The sequence below is a fragment of the Kribbella sp. NPDC020701 genome (assembly GCF_055562215.1).
Genome location: NZ_JBVHFT010000010.1, coordinates 284,044 through 299,299 on the forward strand (window position 1 = coordinate 284,044; position 15,256 = coordinate 299,299).

General features: G+C 68.6%; 13 protein-coding genes. 6 read left to right on the forward strand and 7 right to left on the reverse strand.

Annotation, left to right across the window (positions count from 1 at the left end):
• Positions 1-86: 86 nt before the first annotated feature.
• On the forward strand, positions 87-596 hold the full coding sequence (locus ACZ3HV_RS24960; RefSeq protein ID WP_465687378.1) for a DinB family protein: 510 nt from the start codon (positions 87-89) through the stop codon (positions 594-596).
• Between the two features lie 5 nt (positions 597-601).
• Positions 602-1,300: a pirin family protein gene (locus ACZ3HV_RS24965; protein WP_465687379.1), complete on the forward strand. Its 699-nt coding sequence runs from the start codon at positions 602-604 to the stop codon at positions 1,298-1,300.
• On the opposite strand, the gene ACZ3HV_RS24970 is transcribed toward ACZ3HV_RS24965, so the two are convergent.
• Complete coding sequence (locus ACZ3HV_RS24970; RefSeq protein WP_465687380.1) at positions 1,297-1,626, reverse strand: L-rhamnose mutarotase; 330 nt, start codon at positions 1,624-1,626, stop codon at positions 1,297-1,299. The two genes, ACZ3HV_RS24965 and ACZ3HV_RS24970, sit on opposite strands and share 4 nt — an antisense overlap.
• A gap of 232 nt (positions 1,627-1,858) precedes the next feature.
• Here ACZ3HV_RS24970 and ACZ3HV_RS24975 point away from each other — a divergent pair, with 232 nt between their 5' ends.
• Both ACZ3HV_RS24975 and ACZ3HV_RS24980 read left to right on the forward strand, forming a co-directional pair.
• Positions 1,859-3,763: a penicillin-binding transpeptidase domain-containing protein gene (locus ACZ3HV_RS24975; protein ID WP_465687381.1), complete on the forward strand. Its 1,905-nt coding sequence runs from the start codon at positions 1,859-1,861 to the stop codon at positions 3,761-3,763.
• An 81-nt stretch (positions 3,764-3,844) separates the two neighbouring features.
• Complete coding sequence (locus ACZ3HV_RS24980) at positions 3,845-4,159, forward strand: TFIIB-type zinc ribbon-containing protein (RefSeq protein ID WP_465687382.1); 315 nt, start codon at positions 3,845-3,847, stop codon at positions 4,157-4,159.
• A gap of 25 nt (positions 4,160-4,184) precedes the next feature.
• On the opposite strand, the gene ACZ3HV_RS24985 is transcribed toward ACZ3HV_RS24980, so the two are convergent.
• Positions 4,185-4,499 carry a WhiB family transcriptional regulator gene (locus ACZ3HV_RS24985; protein ID WP_360361258.1) on the reverse strand — a complete coding sequence of 105 codons (315 nt, stop codon included), beginning with the start codon at positions 4,497-4,499 and terminating at the stop codon, positions 4,185-4,187.
• 133 nt (positions 4,500-4,632) lie between these two features.
• Here ACZ3HV_RS24985 and ACZ3HV_RS24990 point away from each other — a divergent pair, with 133 nt between their 5' ends.
• Positions 4,633-5,097, forward strand: coding sequence for a GNAT family N-acetyltransferase (locus ACZ3HV_RS24990; RefSeq protein WP_465687383.1), 465 nt, complete (start codon positions 4,633-4,635; stop codon positions 5,095-5,097).
• A 50-nt stretch (positions 5,098-5,147) separates the two neighbouring features.
• Positions 5,148-6,242, forward strand: a complete 1,095-nt coding sequence (locus ACZ3HV_RS24995; RefSeq protein ID WP_465687384.1) for a DNA polymerase IV — start codon at positions 5,148-5,150, stop codon at positions 6,240-6,242.
• Here ACZ3HV_RS24995 and ACZ3HV_RS25000 read toward each other — a convergent pair.
• The 5 genes from ACZ3HV_RS25000 to ACZ3HV_RS25020 all read right to left on the reverse strand — a co-directional run bounded on the left by ACZ3HV_RS25000 (position 6,236) and on the right by ACZ3HV_RS25020 (position 15,194).
• Positions 6,236-7,261 (reverse strand): hypothetical protein, encoded by a 1,026-nt coding sequence (locus tag ACZ3HV_RS25000; protein WP_465687385.1) that lies wholly within the window; start codon positions 7,259-7,261, stop codon positions 6,236-6,238. The two genes, ACZ3HV_RS24995 and ACZ3HV_RS25000, sit on opposite strands and share 7 nt — an antisense overlap.
• Positions 7,258-11,934, reverse strand: coding sequence for an ATP-binding cassette domain-containing protein (locus tag ACZ3HV_RS25005; protein ID WP_465687386.1), 4,677 nt, complete (start codon positions 11,932-11,934; stop codon positions 7,258-7,260). Before ACZ3HV_RS25005 ends, ACZ3HV_RS25000 begins: the two co-directional genes overlap by 4 nt.
• A 15-nt stretch (positions 11,935-11,949) precedes the next feature.
• Positions 11,950-13,026 (reverse strand): phosphotransferase enzyme family protein, encoded by a 1,077-nt coding sequence (locus ACZ3HV_RS25010; protein ID WP_465687387.1) that lies wholly within the window; start codon positions 13,024-13,026, stop codon positions 11,950-11,952.
• Positions 13,027-13,224: 198 nt separating this feature from the next.
• The gene (locus ACZ3HV_RS25015) at positions 13,225-14,064 is read right to left on the reverse strand and encodes an amidohydrolase family protein (RefSeq protein ID WP_465687388.1); all 840 of its coding nucleotides are present in this window, start codon (positions 14,062-14,064) and stop codon (positions 13,225-13,227) included.
• A 5-nt stretch (positions 14,065-14,069) separates the two neighbouring features.
• Positions 14,070-15,194 (reverse strand): mandelate racemase/muconate lactonizing enzyme family protein, encoded by a 1,125-nt coding sequence (locus ACZ3HV_RS25020; RefSeq protein WP_465687389.1) that lies wholly within the window; start codon positions 15,192-15,194, stop codon positions 14,070-14,072.
• Between the last annotated feature and the right edge of the window lie 62 nt (positions 15,195-15,256).

Consider the following 15,256-nt stretch of genomic DNA (forward strand, 5'->3'; position numbering starts at 1 on the left):
ACGTCCGGGACTGCGCCGCCCACCGAGCGGCGCAGTCCCCTTTTTATTGCCATGCGGCTGGCCCATGCGGGGGCTAGGTTCCGGGCATGACTCTTTCCCGGGAACGGCCGCCGCTGGTGGCGGATGAGCGCACGCAGCTGATCGGCTGGCTGGATCTGCAGCGGGCGCTGGTCCGCTGGAAGCTCAAGGGCCTGCGGGCCGAGGACGAGCACCGTTCGGTGCTGCCGGACTCGCCGATGATGACGCCGGCCGGACTGGTGTCGCACATGCGCTGGACCGAGCACTGCTGGTTCAACGTGATCTTTCTCGGTGAGCCCTCCGACACGAACCCGCAGTTCCGCAAGGATCTGCCGGACGACGCCGACTGGATGGTCGACGACGTACCGCTGACACGGCTGCTGGACGAGTTCGAGGCGCAGTGCGCGCAGTCGAACGAGATCACTGCCGCCCACTCGCTGGACGACGTCGGCAAGGACCCGGAATACAGCCCGACGCTGCGGTGGATGGTGATCCACATGGTCGAGGAGACCGCCCGGCACGTCGGGCACCTGGACACCATGCGCGAGCTCCTGGACGGCCAGAAGGGGTATTACTAGTACCCATGGAGATCCGGCGGGCGGGCGACAGATTCGTGACCTCGTCCGAGTGGCTGGATTCGCGGCACTCGTTCTCGTTCGGGCCGCACTACGATCCGGCGAACGTCGGATTCGGCTTCCTGCTCGCGCACAACGACGAGACAGTTGCCCCCGGCACCGGGTTCGAGACGCATCCGCACCAGGACCTCGAGATCGTCACCTGGGTACTGCGTGGCGCCTTGGCGCATCGTGATTCGGAAGGGAACAGCGGCGTTGTCTATCCGGGCCTGGCCCAGCGGATGAGCGCCGGCTCGGGCATCCAGCACTCCGAGTGGAACGACGCCGTCGACCCGGTCCACTACGTCCAGATGTGGGTCCGCCCGGACCGTTTCGACCTGCCACCGTCGTATCAGCAGGCCGAGCTCGACCTCAGCACCGGCGAGCTGGTCCCGATCGCCTCCGGTCTCCCTCAGCACGCCGTCAGTACGGCGATCCGCATCAACCAGCACTCCGCCGGGATGTCGGTCGCCCGTCTCGCCCCGGGCCAAGCGGTCGCCCTCCCGGCAGCGCCGTACGTGCATCTCTTCATCGCCCAGGGCTCGGCCGCCCTCGAAGCCGCGGGCGACCTGGGTACGGCGGACGCCGTACGACTGACCGACGGGGACGGCCGTCGCATCACCGCAGGCCCGCACGGCGCCGAGCTCCTCGTGTGGGAGATGTACTAGTCCTGCTGTTCGCTCATGGTCCAGACGTGGCGCAGCGACTGGCCGGCGACGCCTTCGGGGTTCTGGGCGAAGCCTTCGACGAACTGGCTCATGTGTTGCTGCCAGCGCTGATCGACCGGGTCCGTCTTCAGCTGGGCGACGGCGGCCTCGAAGTCGTCCGACACGACCAGGTGGAAGAGGTCGTGGCCACTGCGCCAGATGGACCAGTCGGTGATGCCGGCGGCGCGCATCACGGTGATCAGTTCCGGCCAGACACGAGCGTGCTCGAGCTCGTAGGCCTCTTCGGTTCCGGGAATCAGCCGGCTGTGCAGAGCAAGGCGGGTCACAAGGCTGCAGAATACGCCGCGGGTGCCGGATCTGGACCACGGTTCCAGAATCCCGATACCTTCTGCCTCTTGCTCCCGATTCATCCGGGCGATCCACCGGGTAGCTGCCAACTCAGGCGCCGGATCCGGCGTCGTACTTGCACGGGTTGAGTAGTTTCGCCCTCGTGGCCGCAATGCCACACGCCGAAGACTGTGCCCGGTGTCCATCCGTCGTCGTGCGAGAGTTGAGAACGTGAAGCGAACCACTGCGATCGTCTGTTTGAGTAGTCTGCTGATCACCGCCGGTTGCTCAGACAGCAAATCAGGCGACGGAAAGCCAGACCCGAACGACGAGAAGCAGGCCTCGGCCGCGGTGATCAAGCAGTTCGCCGACGCTTGGGTCAAGGCGTGGGCGCCGGACGGGAAGCCCGACGCGGCCGGCGCGCTCACCGATAACCCGACGGTGTTCGGCAAGCGGCTCGACGACGTGGACACGGCGCTGGTCGCCAGCACCGTGACGGTCGCACCGCAGGGCGACCCGAAGTGCAGCGACGGCAGCAACTGCACGCAGGAGCTCGCCGTCGAGGCCCAGCTCCGCGGCATCGGCGCGATGAAGTGGACCAGTACGGCGACCGCCGTGAAGACCGGCGACGTGTGGAAGATCAAGGCCTCCGGCGACACCATCTACCCGGGTCTCGGCGACGCGAACTACCTCAAGCGGGTCCGCGCACTGCCCGCCCGTGCCTCGATCCTGGACCGCAACGGCGTCGCGATGACCGCGAACCGCCCGGTCGTCATCGTCGGGGTCGCCTCGGGCACCGTGGCGACGGCCGCGACGTACGCCGCCTTCACCAAGAACCTCCAGGTGGACGGCGCGAAGCTCGCCGCCCGCGCGAAGGCCGCGCCGGCCGGCCAGTTCGTCGACGCGATCACGATCCGGGCCGAGCAGTGGGAGGCGCTGCGGCCGACCATGGGCAAGCTTCCCGGCGTCCTGACGATGGGCGGCACGCAGTCGCTGCCGGAGACCGCGACGTTCGCCCGGTCCATCCTCGGCACGATGAAGACGGCGACCGCTGAGTCGCTGAAGAACGCGGGTCCGACCGCGTCGGCGCAGGATCAGGTCGGGACGACCGGCCTGCAGTACGCATTCCAGCAGCAGCTCGCCGGGACCCCGGGTGGGACGGTCACGCTGCGCGACGGCAAGACCAAGCTGACGATCGATACGGTGTTCAGCCAGAAGGGCACCGCGGGGAAGCCGGTCAAGACCACCCTCGACGTGAACCTGCAGCGCTACGCCGAGGCGGCGCTGGCGACGAGCAAGCTGCCCGCGTCACTGGTCGCCGTCCAGGCGTCGACCGGGCAGATCCTGGCAGCGGCGAACGGCCCGCAGGTGGCGAGCTACAACCGCGCCTTCCAGGGTCGCTACGCGCCGGGGTCGACGTTCAAGATCGTCACCTCGGCGGCACTGCTGGGCAGTGGCGAGACCGCGGCGACCGCGCTGCCGTGCACGAACACGATCAACGTCTTCGGCAAGACGTTCAAGAACTACGACGGGCTCGCGGCGTACGGCGCGGGCACCATGCAGAAGGCGTTCAACGAGTCCTGCAACACCGCGTTCATCTCGCAGCACGCGCGGCTGCCGAAGGACGGGATGACCAAGGCCGCGGCGATGTTCGGCATCGGGCGGGACCTGAACCTGTCGATCTCGGCGTACGGCGGTCAGGTGCCGGCACCCAAGGACGACGTCGCCGAGGCCGCGTCGATGATCGGCCAGGGCACGGTCACCGCGAGCCCGCTGGCGATCGCGCTGGTCGCAGCGACGGTCGACCACGGCACCGCGATGAAGCCGGTCCTCGTTCCGGGCAAGGACGCGGCCGGGGCGGCCGCCTCTCCGTTGCCTGCAGCAACGGTTTCCGCGCTGCGGACGTTCATGCGGACGACGGTCACCGGCGGTACCGCGAAGGTGCTGGCCGGCAACGGCGCGGTCGCCGCCAAGACCGGCACCGCCGAACTCGTCTCGGGCGGCAAGGTCATCACCAACGCCTGGATGGCCGGCTACCGCGGCGACGTGGCCTTCGCCGTCATCGTCGAGGGCGGCGAGTCCGGCTCGCACGCCGCCGGCCCGATCCTGAAGAACTTCCTCACCCGCTTCAAGTGATCCTGAGAGTTGGGCTCTGAAGTTCCTGAGAGTTGGCTGAAAGCGCGGCAGTGCGGGGAAATCGTCACTTAGGGTTGCTGGATGGAGAGCCTGACGTGTCCTAAGTGCCGTGGCGCGATGCGCACGTACGAACGTAGTGGTGTGACGGTGGATCAGTGCGGCGAGTGCCGCGGGATCTTCCTCGACCGGGGCGAGCTGGAGCGGCTCGTCGACGCGGAACTGCGGTACAACTCGCCGCAGCAGCCGCGGTACGAGGAGAAGAAGCGGTACGACGACGACCGCTGGTACGACGACGATCGGCGGCGCGACGACGACCGCCGGTACGACCCGCGGTACGGCAACCAGCAGCACCCCCGCAAGAAGAAAAAGTCCTTCCTGGAGGAACTCTTCGACTGAGTGTCAGCGGCTCCGTGCCGACGGACTAGTGATGGCGGGTGTGCAGGGTGGGTTCGCGCTCCTCCTCGGTGGTGCCGCCCCACACGCCGTAGGCCTCCCCGACGACGAGGGCGTGCTCGCGGCACTCCCGCCGTACCGGGCAGGTCTTGCAGAGCGACTTGGCGATCACTTCACGGGCGTGCTTGCGCGGGCCGCGCTCGGCCTCGGCGGCGAAGAACAGTTCGGGGTTGACGTCGGCGCAGGCGGCACGTTCCTGCCAGGCCCAGTTCTCGAACAACGGGGACGGCAGGCCGTCTGGCGCCTTGCTCACCACACCGGCGGGCGGTTTCCGCCGCCTCATGACAGGGTCCTGGGTTTGGCTGACATGGTCGGGCACCTCGGGGGTCGATCGGGTTCGGCGCGGCTGGTTCCACAACCGCGGCCACTTGCTCCAGTACCCGTCGGCAAACCTGCGGGCGGGCTATCGTCAGCGGGTGACCACGCCATCGGTGAGCCTGCGCCCGATTACCGAGTCCGAGTTCGCCGACTGGAAGGACCGCGCCGCCGAGTCGTTCGCGGCCGGCATCGGGCCGGCCCGCGGGCTGAACCCCGAGGAGGCGCTGACGCTCGCCCATGACGAGACCGCCCGGCTGCTGCCCGACGGCACCACCACCGAGCACCACCTGATCTGGATTGCCTGCGACGGCTCGGAACCGGTCGGCAGCCTGTGGATCAGCACTAAGGCACGAGTGCCGTTCATCTACGGGCTCGAGGTGGGCAGCAAGCAGCGCGGCAAGGGCTACGGCCGCGCGATCATGGTCGCCGGCGAGGAGGAGTGCCGCCGGCTCGGCTACCAGCAGCTGGATCTCAACGTCTTCGGCGACAACTCCACCGCCATCAGCCTCTACGAGTCCCTCGGCTACACCGTCACCTCCCAGCAGATGCGCAAAGAACTCTGACCCTGCCTCCGCGACTGGCTACGCTGGGTTGTCGAGCCCAGGGGGTGTTGATGAGCTGGTGGATCCTGCATGTGGACATGGATCAGTTCATCGCGGCTGTGGAGATCCGGCGGCGGCCGGAACTACGCGGGTTGCCGGTAGTGGTCGGCGGCTCGGGCGATCCCACGCAACCGCGGCAGGTGGTCGCGACCGCGTCGTACGAGGCGCGCGAGTACGGCGTGCACTCAGGGATGCCGGTGCGAGCGGCGTATAAGAAGTGTCCGCAGGCGGTCTTCCTGCCGTCCGATCCCGCGGCCTACGAAGCGGCGTCGACCGAGGTGATGGACACGCTGCGCTCGTTCCCGGTGGTGGTCGAGGTGTGGGGATGGGACGAGTGCTTCGTCGGCGCCGAGACCGACGATCCGGAACAGCTGGCCGCTGACCTACGCGCCGCCGTACAGGCCCGGACGACGCTCACCTGTTCGGTGGGCATCGGCGACAACAAGACCCGCGCCAAGCTGGCGACCACCTTCGCCAAGCAACCGCGGTCGCACGCTGCACCCTTCGAACACGCCAGTACAAAGGACGGCCATCGCGAGTTCGACGGCGTCTACCGGCTGACCGGCGCGAACTGGCGCGAGGTGATGGACCACCGGCCGGTACGCGAACTCTGGGGCATCGGCAGCCGGATGGAGCGAAACCTCAACGAACTAGGTGTCTTTACCGTCGCCGACCTCTCCGCCGCCGACGTCGACGCCCTCCGCAAACGCTTCGGCCCGAAGATGGGAGCCTGGTACGCCGCTCTCGGCCGCGGACTCGGCGACACCGAAGTGACCGACGTACCCCGCGAGCCGATATCCCGCAGCCGCGAGGAGACCTTCCCCGAAGACCTCGTCGAACGAGCCGACGTCGAGGAGCAACTCCGCCGCATCGCCGTCGAGGTCACCCGCGACGTGGTCGCCGAGGGCCGCAGCATCCAACGCGTCTGGGTCAAGGTCCGCTTCATCTCCTTCTACACCCCCATCAAGAGCCGCAAACTCCCCGAAGTAACCCAAGACCCAGAAGTCATAGCCACCACCGCCCTGGCCCTCCTCACCAAATTCGAACTCCGCCGCCCCATCCGCCTCCTAGGCGTCCGCGTCGAGTTCGCCCCCTCCGCTCAGTAGCGGGGGCGGCCACGTTTGTAGGGGGTGAGGCCGACCGGTTCCTCGTTGCCGACCCAGTCGCCGTCGGCCAGTCGGCGGAGGCTGCATTCGAGGTCGAAGGTGAGCCATCGGGAGAGCTGCGGGTGGGCGTGATGTTCCCAGAGACCGTAGGGGCCTCGAAGGGTCTCGAGCCAGGTGACGAGGTCGCGTACGCGGCGGTCGTCAGCGGAGACGCCGCATCGGGAGGCCAGGTCGAGGAGGAAGGCGGGGTCGAAGGTGACGTAGAAGGTGACCCGTCCCATGGCCCGTTCGAGCCCGACCAGGCGGGAGACTTCCCACCCGAGGGTCGATTCGTCTCGCGTCTCGCGCGCGAGGAGATGGTCGACGCCGATGCGAGCGGCGTCCGATCGTCTCCGTTCGGGGTGCAGGGCGAAGCAGGCGGCGGCGCCGGTTGTCGCCGAGCGGCATCCAGCGCCTCGGGTCAGTCGCCGGTAGTCCTTCTCCGCCGGCGATGGGCGTCCGGGACCGCCGAGGTCGGCTTTGGGTCCCGACGGCCAGGAGCCGTCCGGGAGGCGTTCGCGGAGGAGCCACTCGTAGGCGCGTTCCGCGCGAGGGTCGGTGGCAAAGCCCGCGGCGGCGATGCCCCGCAAGGGCACGACCGTCTGCACGGTGATGAACCGCGCGCCGTCGGCTGGTGGTGGCGGCTGCGCTTTCCGTGTGGGCTTACGGTCGCTGTCGCCGTCGAGCCACAGTGGCCACGCGCCGTCTGGTTGCTGGTGGGCGAAGATGGCGTCGACCGCAGCGGGCATCTCGGGACCCTGGTATCCGAGGTACGCGAGTTGGCAGAGCAGGTAGCCGGCGGCTTTGGGCCGGTTCCGTGCGGCTTCAAGCCGGGCGAGGAGCGACCGGACCGCGGCGCTCTCGCGGATCTCGGCGCGCGACGCCCGTACGTCGTCATCGTCCTCGGTGATTCCCTCGAGCTCGACCGCCGCGCGCCATTGCAGCGACGGGGACGGGTCTCCGAGCAGCAGCGTGTTCACGTGAGGACCTCGAGCAGGAAGGGCGCAGTTGCGGTGTCGGCCTTGGCGAGTTGTTCCGGTGGGCCTTCGAAGACGGTCTTGCCGCCTTGGGGTCCTGCACCCGGACCGAGTTCGATGAGCCAGTCACAGGTGGCGAGCAACATCGGGTCGTGCTCGACGACGAGCACGGTGTTGCCGGCGTCGACGATCGTGTCGAGGGCGCGGGCGAGCACCCCGACATCGGTGACCTGCAGACCGACGGTGGGCTCATCGAGTACGTACAGGGTGCCGGCCTTCGTGGACCGGGCGAGTTCCTTGGCGAGCTTGAGCCGCTGGGCTTCGCCTCCCGACAGACTCCAACCGGGCTGGCGGACGATCAGGTAGCCGAGGCCGAGCGCTATGGCGGCATCGCCAACGCGGCGCACCCGGTCGATATCGCCCCACTCCTCGACGAGTTCGCCGATGGTGAGGGTTTCGATATCGGCGAGGCTTCGGCCCCGCTCGACGAGGGCAGCGACCTCGCGGCGATAGCCGGAGCCGCCGCACGCCTCGCAGGTCTGGGTCACCGACGGGAGGAACGACATGTCCTCCTGCCAGGTACCTTTGCCACGGCACGCATCGCAGCGGTAGGCGAGGTCCTTGATCGTGATGCCCTGCTCGATGGCCGCTTCGCTTGCGGCGAATGCCTGTCGGACGCCGTCAATCAGCCCGAGGAAGACGCCCGGCGAGGTGATCTCGGCACGCGATTGATCGACCACGACGGTGCGTTCCGGCGCGCCGGAGATGGCGTCGTGAATGCCGGGCTCCACGCGGACCACACCGCGGTGGGGGATGTCGGTTTTCGGCCGCACCAGGCCCAGGGCGATCGTGTCGACGACGAGTGAGGACTTGCCCGAACCCGACACACCGCACACGCCGACCTGCACGCCGAGCGGGATGCGCACGTCGAGGCCGCGCAGGTTGTTCTCCCGCGCGCCGGTGACGTGCATCCACTCTGTTGGCTCGCGGCAGTCGCGGCGAGGGATCGAGTTGTGTCCGTCGCGCACTGCCCGGGTGACCGACTCCGCACTGTCGAGATCGATGATGCGGCCGCCCGCTCGCCCGGGCCCAGGGCCGATCTCGATGACGTCGTCGGCGGCGCGGATGAGCGTCGGATCGTGTTCGACGGCGATGACGGTGTTGCCGGCGTCGCGCAACTCGGCCAGGGTCTGAGCGAGCGCACCCACTTCTGCGGGATGCAGGCCGCGGGATGGCTCGTCGAGCAGAACGGTCATGCCGATGAGGCCACCGCCGACCACCGACGCCAGCTTGATCCGCTGGGCCTCGCCCGCGGACAACGTCCAGGTCGTCCGGTCCAGCTGGAGGTAGCCGAGCCCGACAGAGCCCAGGAATCCGAGGCGACGCAACGCAACTGTGCGGGCGTGCGCCGCGTGTTCGTCGTCCGGCTCGTCCATCGATACCAGTACGTCTTCGAGCTCGGCGAACGACGCCGAGAACAAGTCTTGACGGTCGCGACCGTCAAGACGAATCGCCAAGTAGGGAGCACGCAGCCGTTTGCCGTCGCACTCCCGACACGGGAACGCATTCGTCTCCTTGCCGCCCAGGTCGTGCTGAGCCCAGTCGTTCAGCCCGACCCAGGACGAGTCGCCGTACAAGACCGCGTGGCGCGCTTCGTCTGTCAGCTCGGACCACGGCTTGGTGCTCGGGTCGAACCGGTAGCGCGTACCGAGGGCACGCAACACCTCGTTGCTGCCGACGACTTCAGGACAGAACCACGCCAGGCCCCTGCCGAAGCAGCGGGCGAGTGGTGCGTCGGGCCGCACGATCACCTTGTCCCAGTCGTACTGCCGCTCAACGCCGAGTCCCACGCATTGGGGACAGCTGGATGCCGGCGATCCCACGAGGTGGCGCGGTTCGATCGGCGCCGCCCTTGTGTCGCAACCGCTGCAGGTCCACGCGGAATCGGGCCTCAGCGAATCTCGGCGAACGTCGTCGCCGCCGCACACGAGGCACGTGCGCACACCGGCGCGCGCCATGACCAGCGCGATCAGACGGTCGAGGTCGCTCGACCGGCCGACGGTCGCTCGGGCGGCATCCCAGACATGGAAGCCGGGTCCCCTCGAGTCGAAAATCATGCCGGAGGCGTCGATGCCGATCGTCGGCCCCAGCCCGGTCAGCGAGTCGAGCGGGGCTTCGGGTCCCTCGCGCACCGATTGGCGTTCGTACACCGACAGGCACTCGAGTAACCGCCGCGTTGCTTCGGCCGCGACGACATCGCGGACCAGCGACGACTTGCCGGACCCCGACACCCCCGTCACGACGGTGTACCGGCCCTTCGCGAAGTCGACATCCACGCCCTGCAGATTGTGGGCGCGGGCCCCGCGCACGCGGATCGCGTCGCTCGAGCGTCGGCCGGCGCGTGGCTTCGCGCGGGGCCTCACCCTTGGTTGTCTCTCGGCGACGGGTGGGCCGCAGTGCTGCAGGCGTCCGCCATCAGGGCCACCGCCCGGGCCGAGATCGACGCGCCAGTCGGCGGAGGCGATCACGTCGGCGTGGTGTTCGACGACAACCACAGTGCAGCCGTTGGCCGTCAGCTTGTCGAGCACAGTGAGCAGCCGGCCGAGGTCAGCGGGGTGGAGGCCGGTGGTGGGCTCGTCGAGCAGCACGAGGTCGCCCGTCTTGGCCTTGGTCACCTCGCGGGCGAGGCGAACCCGTTGTGCTTCACCGCCGGACAGGCTCGGCGACGGCTGGCCCAACGTCACGTAGCCGAGCCCGATCTCCTGCAAGGTCTCCAGGATGCGCGTCACCGACCGGTGCTCGGCGAACAAGGCGTGGGCCTCGTCGACGCTCAACGCCAGCACGTCGGCGATCGAGAGTTCCGACCACGTTGCTTCGAGGACCTCGGGCCGGTAGCGCCGGCCCTCGCAGGTCTCGCACGGGACCCACACGGGCGCGAGGTAGCTCAGGCTGATTGCGACCGAACCCATCCCCTCGCACTCGGGACAGGCCCCTTCGGCCCGGTTGAACGTGAACTCCGACGCGGACCGCCCGGTCTCGTTCGCGAACACCTCGCGGATGCGATCGAAGACCTTCGTGTATGTCGCGGGATTCGACCGCGGGTTGTTGCCCAGCGGCTTCTGGTCGACAGCGATCGCGCGCACGGTGGGCGCCTCGAACGTCGCGCAGCCGACTGGCGCATGCGCTCGGATCGACTCGAGCAACACGTCACGAGCGAGGGTGGTCTTGCCGGCTCCGGACGGACCCGTGATGACGGTGAGCGCTCCGAGCGGAATCTCGCAGTCGACCCCGCGAAGGTTGCGCAAGCCGGCGCCGCTGATGCCGATCCGCTGATCACCGATCGCGCGGGGGGCGCGCCGGACACTGGTTGGCACCGAGAAGCCGCGGCCCGATGCGGTGTCGGCGCGCCACAGCGCGGCGGGGGTTCCTTGAAAGACGAGTTCGCCGCCGCCACGGCCTCCGGCCGGGCCGATCTCGACGACGTCGTCTGCCATCGCGATCGCGGCCCGGTCGTGTTCGACCATGAGTACGGGACCGGCAAGCGATGCGATGGCATCCAGCAGTCGTTGGAGATCGGTGTGGTGCAGCCCGATGGTCGGCTCGTCGAGGACATGCAGCAGGTCTTCGAGCCTGCCCCCGAGCACGACCGCGAGCCGGGTCCGTTGCGCCTCTCCGCGCGACAGCGTTGGCATCGACCGGTCGAGGGTGACGTGGCCGAGCCCCAACGTGACCATCGGCCGCAGTCGCCGCAACAGCTCGTCCTCGATGCGTGCCGCGCGGGGGCCGACCGGAAGTTGCTCGACGAACTCGAGAACCTCGCTCACCGAGCAAGCCAGCAACTCGGGCAAGGTCACGCCGGCGATGCGATGCGACGAGGTGTCCACCGCCGGGTCTCGAAACGCCATCGGCTCCAGCGGCCGGACCCACTCCGAGCAGCTCGGGCAGACGGGCGTACGCAGCACCGGCGTGCCGCCGAGACGAACCTCCGGCGAGCCCAACGCGTCAGCACGCTCGAGGGTGGCGCGAACGTCCGCCGCGGACGCTCCCGTTTGGAGCGTGGCGACGCGTACGACGACATCGTGCGGCACCGCCGGGTCAAGCCGCGGCACGCGGCTCGACGTGGTTGCAGCCCACGGTCGGCCGTCGATCGTGACCGCGTCGAACTGGCCGCGCAGGCCGGCGAGGAGACGCGCGTGGCTCCGGCGAAGCCCGCGCACCACGGCGACCTCTACGTCCAGGCTGCCGGCGGTCGCGAGCATGTCCAAGGCGATCGCGAGCCGCTCTTCGCGCGACACCGACCGGACCGGCACCTCGCACCGCGGACAGGTGACATCCGCGAATCGCGCGTACAGAATGCGCAGGAACGGGTGCAAGCCAACCGACGTCGCCACCGTCGAAGCCGGGTTGTTGTTGAGCACGTTCTGGGCAATCGCGACCGCTGGTCCCAAGCCCTCGATGCTGCGTACCTGTGCGGCCGGAACGCGTGCCCCTCGACGTCCGAGGGCGAACGACTCGGTAAACCGGCGCCGTGCCTCGGCGTAGACGACGTCGAACGCCAGCGACGACTTCCCCGAGCCGGACACACCGACGACGGCGGTCACTCCGGGACCGAATGTGACGTCGACGTCGAGCAGGTTGTGCTCGGACGCGCCGAGAACCTTCAGCTTTCCCACCATCGCCGCGGACGCCGTCTATCTGCGGAACGCGGCTCTGGTCGCGGCAGCAGTGGAGCTGAAGTACTCCGGTGGTTCGATGAAGGCCCACTCGTCGAACGGCACGCCGTTGGCGAGTGCACGCCGGTAACTGAAGCCAACGAGGTAGAGCGGCCGGATGTACATCATCGCCTCGAGCCGGTCGAGTTCGTCGTCGGTCGGCTCGACGTGCCGGCGGTAGGCGTTGACGGCCGCGTCGATCCACTCTTCGTTGGTGTGTCTCGAAGGAGACCAGTTCCCGGTGCCCCAGATCAGGTACGCGAAGTCGGCGAGGCGCGGTCCGCGTCCAGACGCCTTCCAGTTGATCGCCATCGGTCCTTGCGCGCTCACGATCGCGTGATCGGGGGCGTGCAGGAGGTTGCCGTGGAGCAGGCCCTCGGGAAGACCCTGACCGTCGTCGGCCGAGCGCACCTGGTCGCGGAGCTGCTCGAATCGCTTGCGATCGGCCGCCGCGACCTTCGTGTCCACCGCGTCGAGAAACGCCAATGCGGCCAGCAGGTCCTGACGCGGCCTGCCCTCACGGCTGGGATCCTCACCACTGGCCCCACCGGGGCGGCTGACGGACTCGTCGAGCGGCAGCGCGTGCAGCCGTCCGAGCAACTCGCCCATGATGGCGAACTTCTCGGCACCATCAGGAAGCGGGGTGCCTTCGATGAACCGGGTCACGAGGACCGCGCTGCCATCGAAGTCGGACACCGCGTCGTCGACCGCCAGTCGCTCACCGGGGAAGTCGTGCCGCTCCAGGAATCGCAGGATCGCGGCGTCGCCCTCGACGCCGGCCCTCGGCCGGGCCGGAGGGAACGCACGCGCGATCCATGGTTCGCCGTCATTCCGATCGATGCGGAAGACGTAGGTCTTGTGGACACTGACCTTCGTCGCCGCGACCGGGTCGATGCCGTAGTGATCCCGAAGGTGGGCGAGCAGCCGCTCGGCAACGGGCTCGTGATGCATGCGGGTACTGAGACCCTCTAGATCGGTCAGCGCTTCGGTGTAGCGCTGCCCCGTCTCTTCGGCGTGACGCCGGACAACCTTCTTGAAGTTGCCGTCCCTGGTCATGACAAGCCTCCTCATGACACCCTCGCCCCCCAGCGACGCGGTGTTGAGAGATGGCCTGCTGACATCGACGACCGAGAGGGCTCTTCCCCTTCACCGACGGAACTCCGACTGGGGCAGATGTTCCACGGCTCGGCGACCGGTCGGCGCCGTTCGGCCAATCTCCCCGACCGGCGCGGCGCTTGTCAAGCGTTAGTACAGCTAGAGGTTGTAGGTGTGGGTGGCGGTGGTGGCGAAGACGGACTGGCGTTCAGTGGGGGTCAGGGCGGTGGTCAGGGTCTCGGCGGTTTCGGTGACGTCGGCGTAGGTCGCGGCCAGGAGGCAGACCGGCCAGTCGGAGCCGAACATGACTCGGTCGGGGCCGAAGGCGTCGAGGACCGTGTCTGCATAAGGCTGGAGGTCTGCGGGTTTCCAGGTGGACCAGGGGGCTTCGGTGACCATGCCGGAGAGTTTGCAGGTGACGTTGGGGAGGGCGGCCAGCTCGCGGAGATGGCCGGCCCACGGCTCCAAGGGCTCGCCGATCACCGGCTTGGAGATGTGGTCGACGACGAACGTCAGTTGTGGGAGGTTGCGGACAGTCTGGATCGCGGCCGGAAGGTGGGGGGTCTTGGTGAGGAGGTCGTAGGCCAGGCCGGCGTCGGCGACCGCCGCGAGACCGCGTTGTACGTCGGGACGCAGAAGCCAGTCGACGTCCGGCTCGTCGTGGACCTGGTGGCGGATGGCCTTGAGGTAGGTGCCATCCGGCCGTGAGCGCAGACCGTCCAGCGCCTCGGCGACGTCGTCCGCGGTCAAGTCGACCCAGCCGACCACGCCGGCCACCAGGTCGTTGCTAGCAGCAACCTCCAGGAACTCGACGGTCTCGTCGACCAGGCCGACGGTCTGGACCAGCACGGTTGCGGTGACGGCCGCTGCCGCGGCCAGCGGAGCCAGGTCGTCGATGGAGAAGTTGCGCCGGATCGGATCCAGCTCCGGCCCGACCATCCAGGACTGCTCGCGGATCGTCAGGTCCCAGATGTGGTGGTGGGCGTCGACTCTGCTCATGCCGTTCATCCAACCCTCCGGTCATCGATCGCGTCCTGGTTCCAGTCGATCCCGAGCCCGGGCGTGTCCGGTGCCACCGCGTGCCCGTCCACGATTGCCATCTCCGACGACGTGATCGCCCGCAGTTGCGGGATGTGCTCGACGTACCGCCCATTGGGTACGGCGGCCGTCAGGCTGACATGCAGTTCCATCAGGAAGTGCGGACACACCTCGAGGTTGAACGTCTCGGCCAGGTGCGCGACCTTCAGCCAGGGCGAGATCCCGCCGACCCGGGCCACGTCCACCTGGACGATCCCGGCGCCACCGGAGGCGACGTACTCCCGGAACTGGGAGACCGAGTACAGCGACTCCCCCACGGCGATCGGGATCGACGTCGACGCCGCCAACCTGCCGTGCCCGGTCACGTCATCGGCCGGCAGCGGCTCCTCGAACCACGACAGATCCACCGCCTCGAAGGCCGCGGCCCGCCGCCGAGCCTCGGGATAGGTCATCGACTGGTTCGCGTCGACCATGATGTCCAGCGACGGCCCCACGGCGTCCCGGACCGCCTGCAAGCGCTCCAGATCCTCGTGCGCCCGCGGTTTGCCCACCTTGAGCTTCACTCCGGGCCAGCCGGCCTTCTGCGAGGCGAGCGCGCCCGCGACGAGCTCATCCGTTGTCAGATGCAACCAGCCGCCCTCGGTGTCGTACAGCGGGACCTGCTGCCGATACCCACCGGCCAGCCGCCACAACGGCTCACCGGCGCGCAAGCAGCGGAGGTCCCACAAGGCCGTGTCCACTGCCGCCAGCGCGAGCGAGGTGATCGCACCAACCGTGGTCGCATGCGTCGACCAGAACAGGTCCGACCACAGCGCCTCGACGTTCCGGGCGTCCGCACCGGCCAGCCGGGGCAGCAGGTGGTCCCGCAGCAGAGCCAGTACGGCGGTGCCGCCAGTACCGATCGTGTAGGAGTACCCGAGGCCGGTCAGCCCGTCCGCGGTCTCCAGCGACACGAAGATCGTCTCCTGCTTGAGGAACGACTGGACCGCGTCCGTCCGGACCGTCTCGACCTCCAGGTCGACCAGGTAGGCCTCGGCGTGGATGATCGCCGTACTCGCCGCAAGCGGGGTCCGGCGGGGTGACACGGTCACGGGGCGGCTCCAGATCCTATAGGATATTGCCAACCTGATGCTGCCGTCTCACACTGGACGCG

Bases quoted from the DNA above. Each gene is read 5' to 3' on its own strand.
- ACZ3HV_RS24965 (WP_465687379.1), top strand. From the start codon at position 602: ATGGAGATCCGGCGGGCGGGCGACAGATTCGTGACCTCGTCCGAGTGG.
- ACZ3HV_RS24995 (WP_465687384.1), top strand. From the start codon at position 5,148: ATGAGCTGGTGGATCCTGCATGTGGACATGGATCAGTTCATCGCGGCT.
- ACZ3HV_RS25005 (WP_465687386.1), bottom strand. From the start codon at position 11,934: ATGGTGGGAAAGCTGAAGGTTCTCGGCGCGTCCGAGCACAACCTGCTC.
- ACZ3HV_RS24980 (WP_465687382.1), top strand. From the start codon at position 3,845: ATGGAGAGCCTGACGTGTCCTAAGTGCCGTGGCGCGATGCGCACGTAC.
- ACZ3HV_RS25010 (WP_465687387.1), bottom strand. From the start codon at position 13,026: ATGACCAGGGACGGCAACTTCAAGAAGGTTGTCCGGCGTCACGCCGAA.
- ACZ3HV_RS24960 (WP_465687378.1), top strand. From the start codon at position 87: ATGACTCTTTCCCGGGAACGGCCGCCGCTGGTGGCGGATGAGCGCACG.
- ACZ3HV_RS24985 (WP_360361258.1), bottom strand. From the start codon at position 4,499: ATGAGGCGGCGGAAACCGCCCGCCGGTGTGGTGAGCAAGGCGCCAGAC.
- ACZ3HV_RS25015 (WP_465687388.1), bottom strand. From the start codon at position 14,064: ATGAGCAGAGTCGACGCCCACCACCACATCTGGGACCTGACGATCCGC.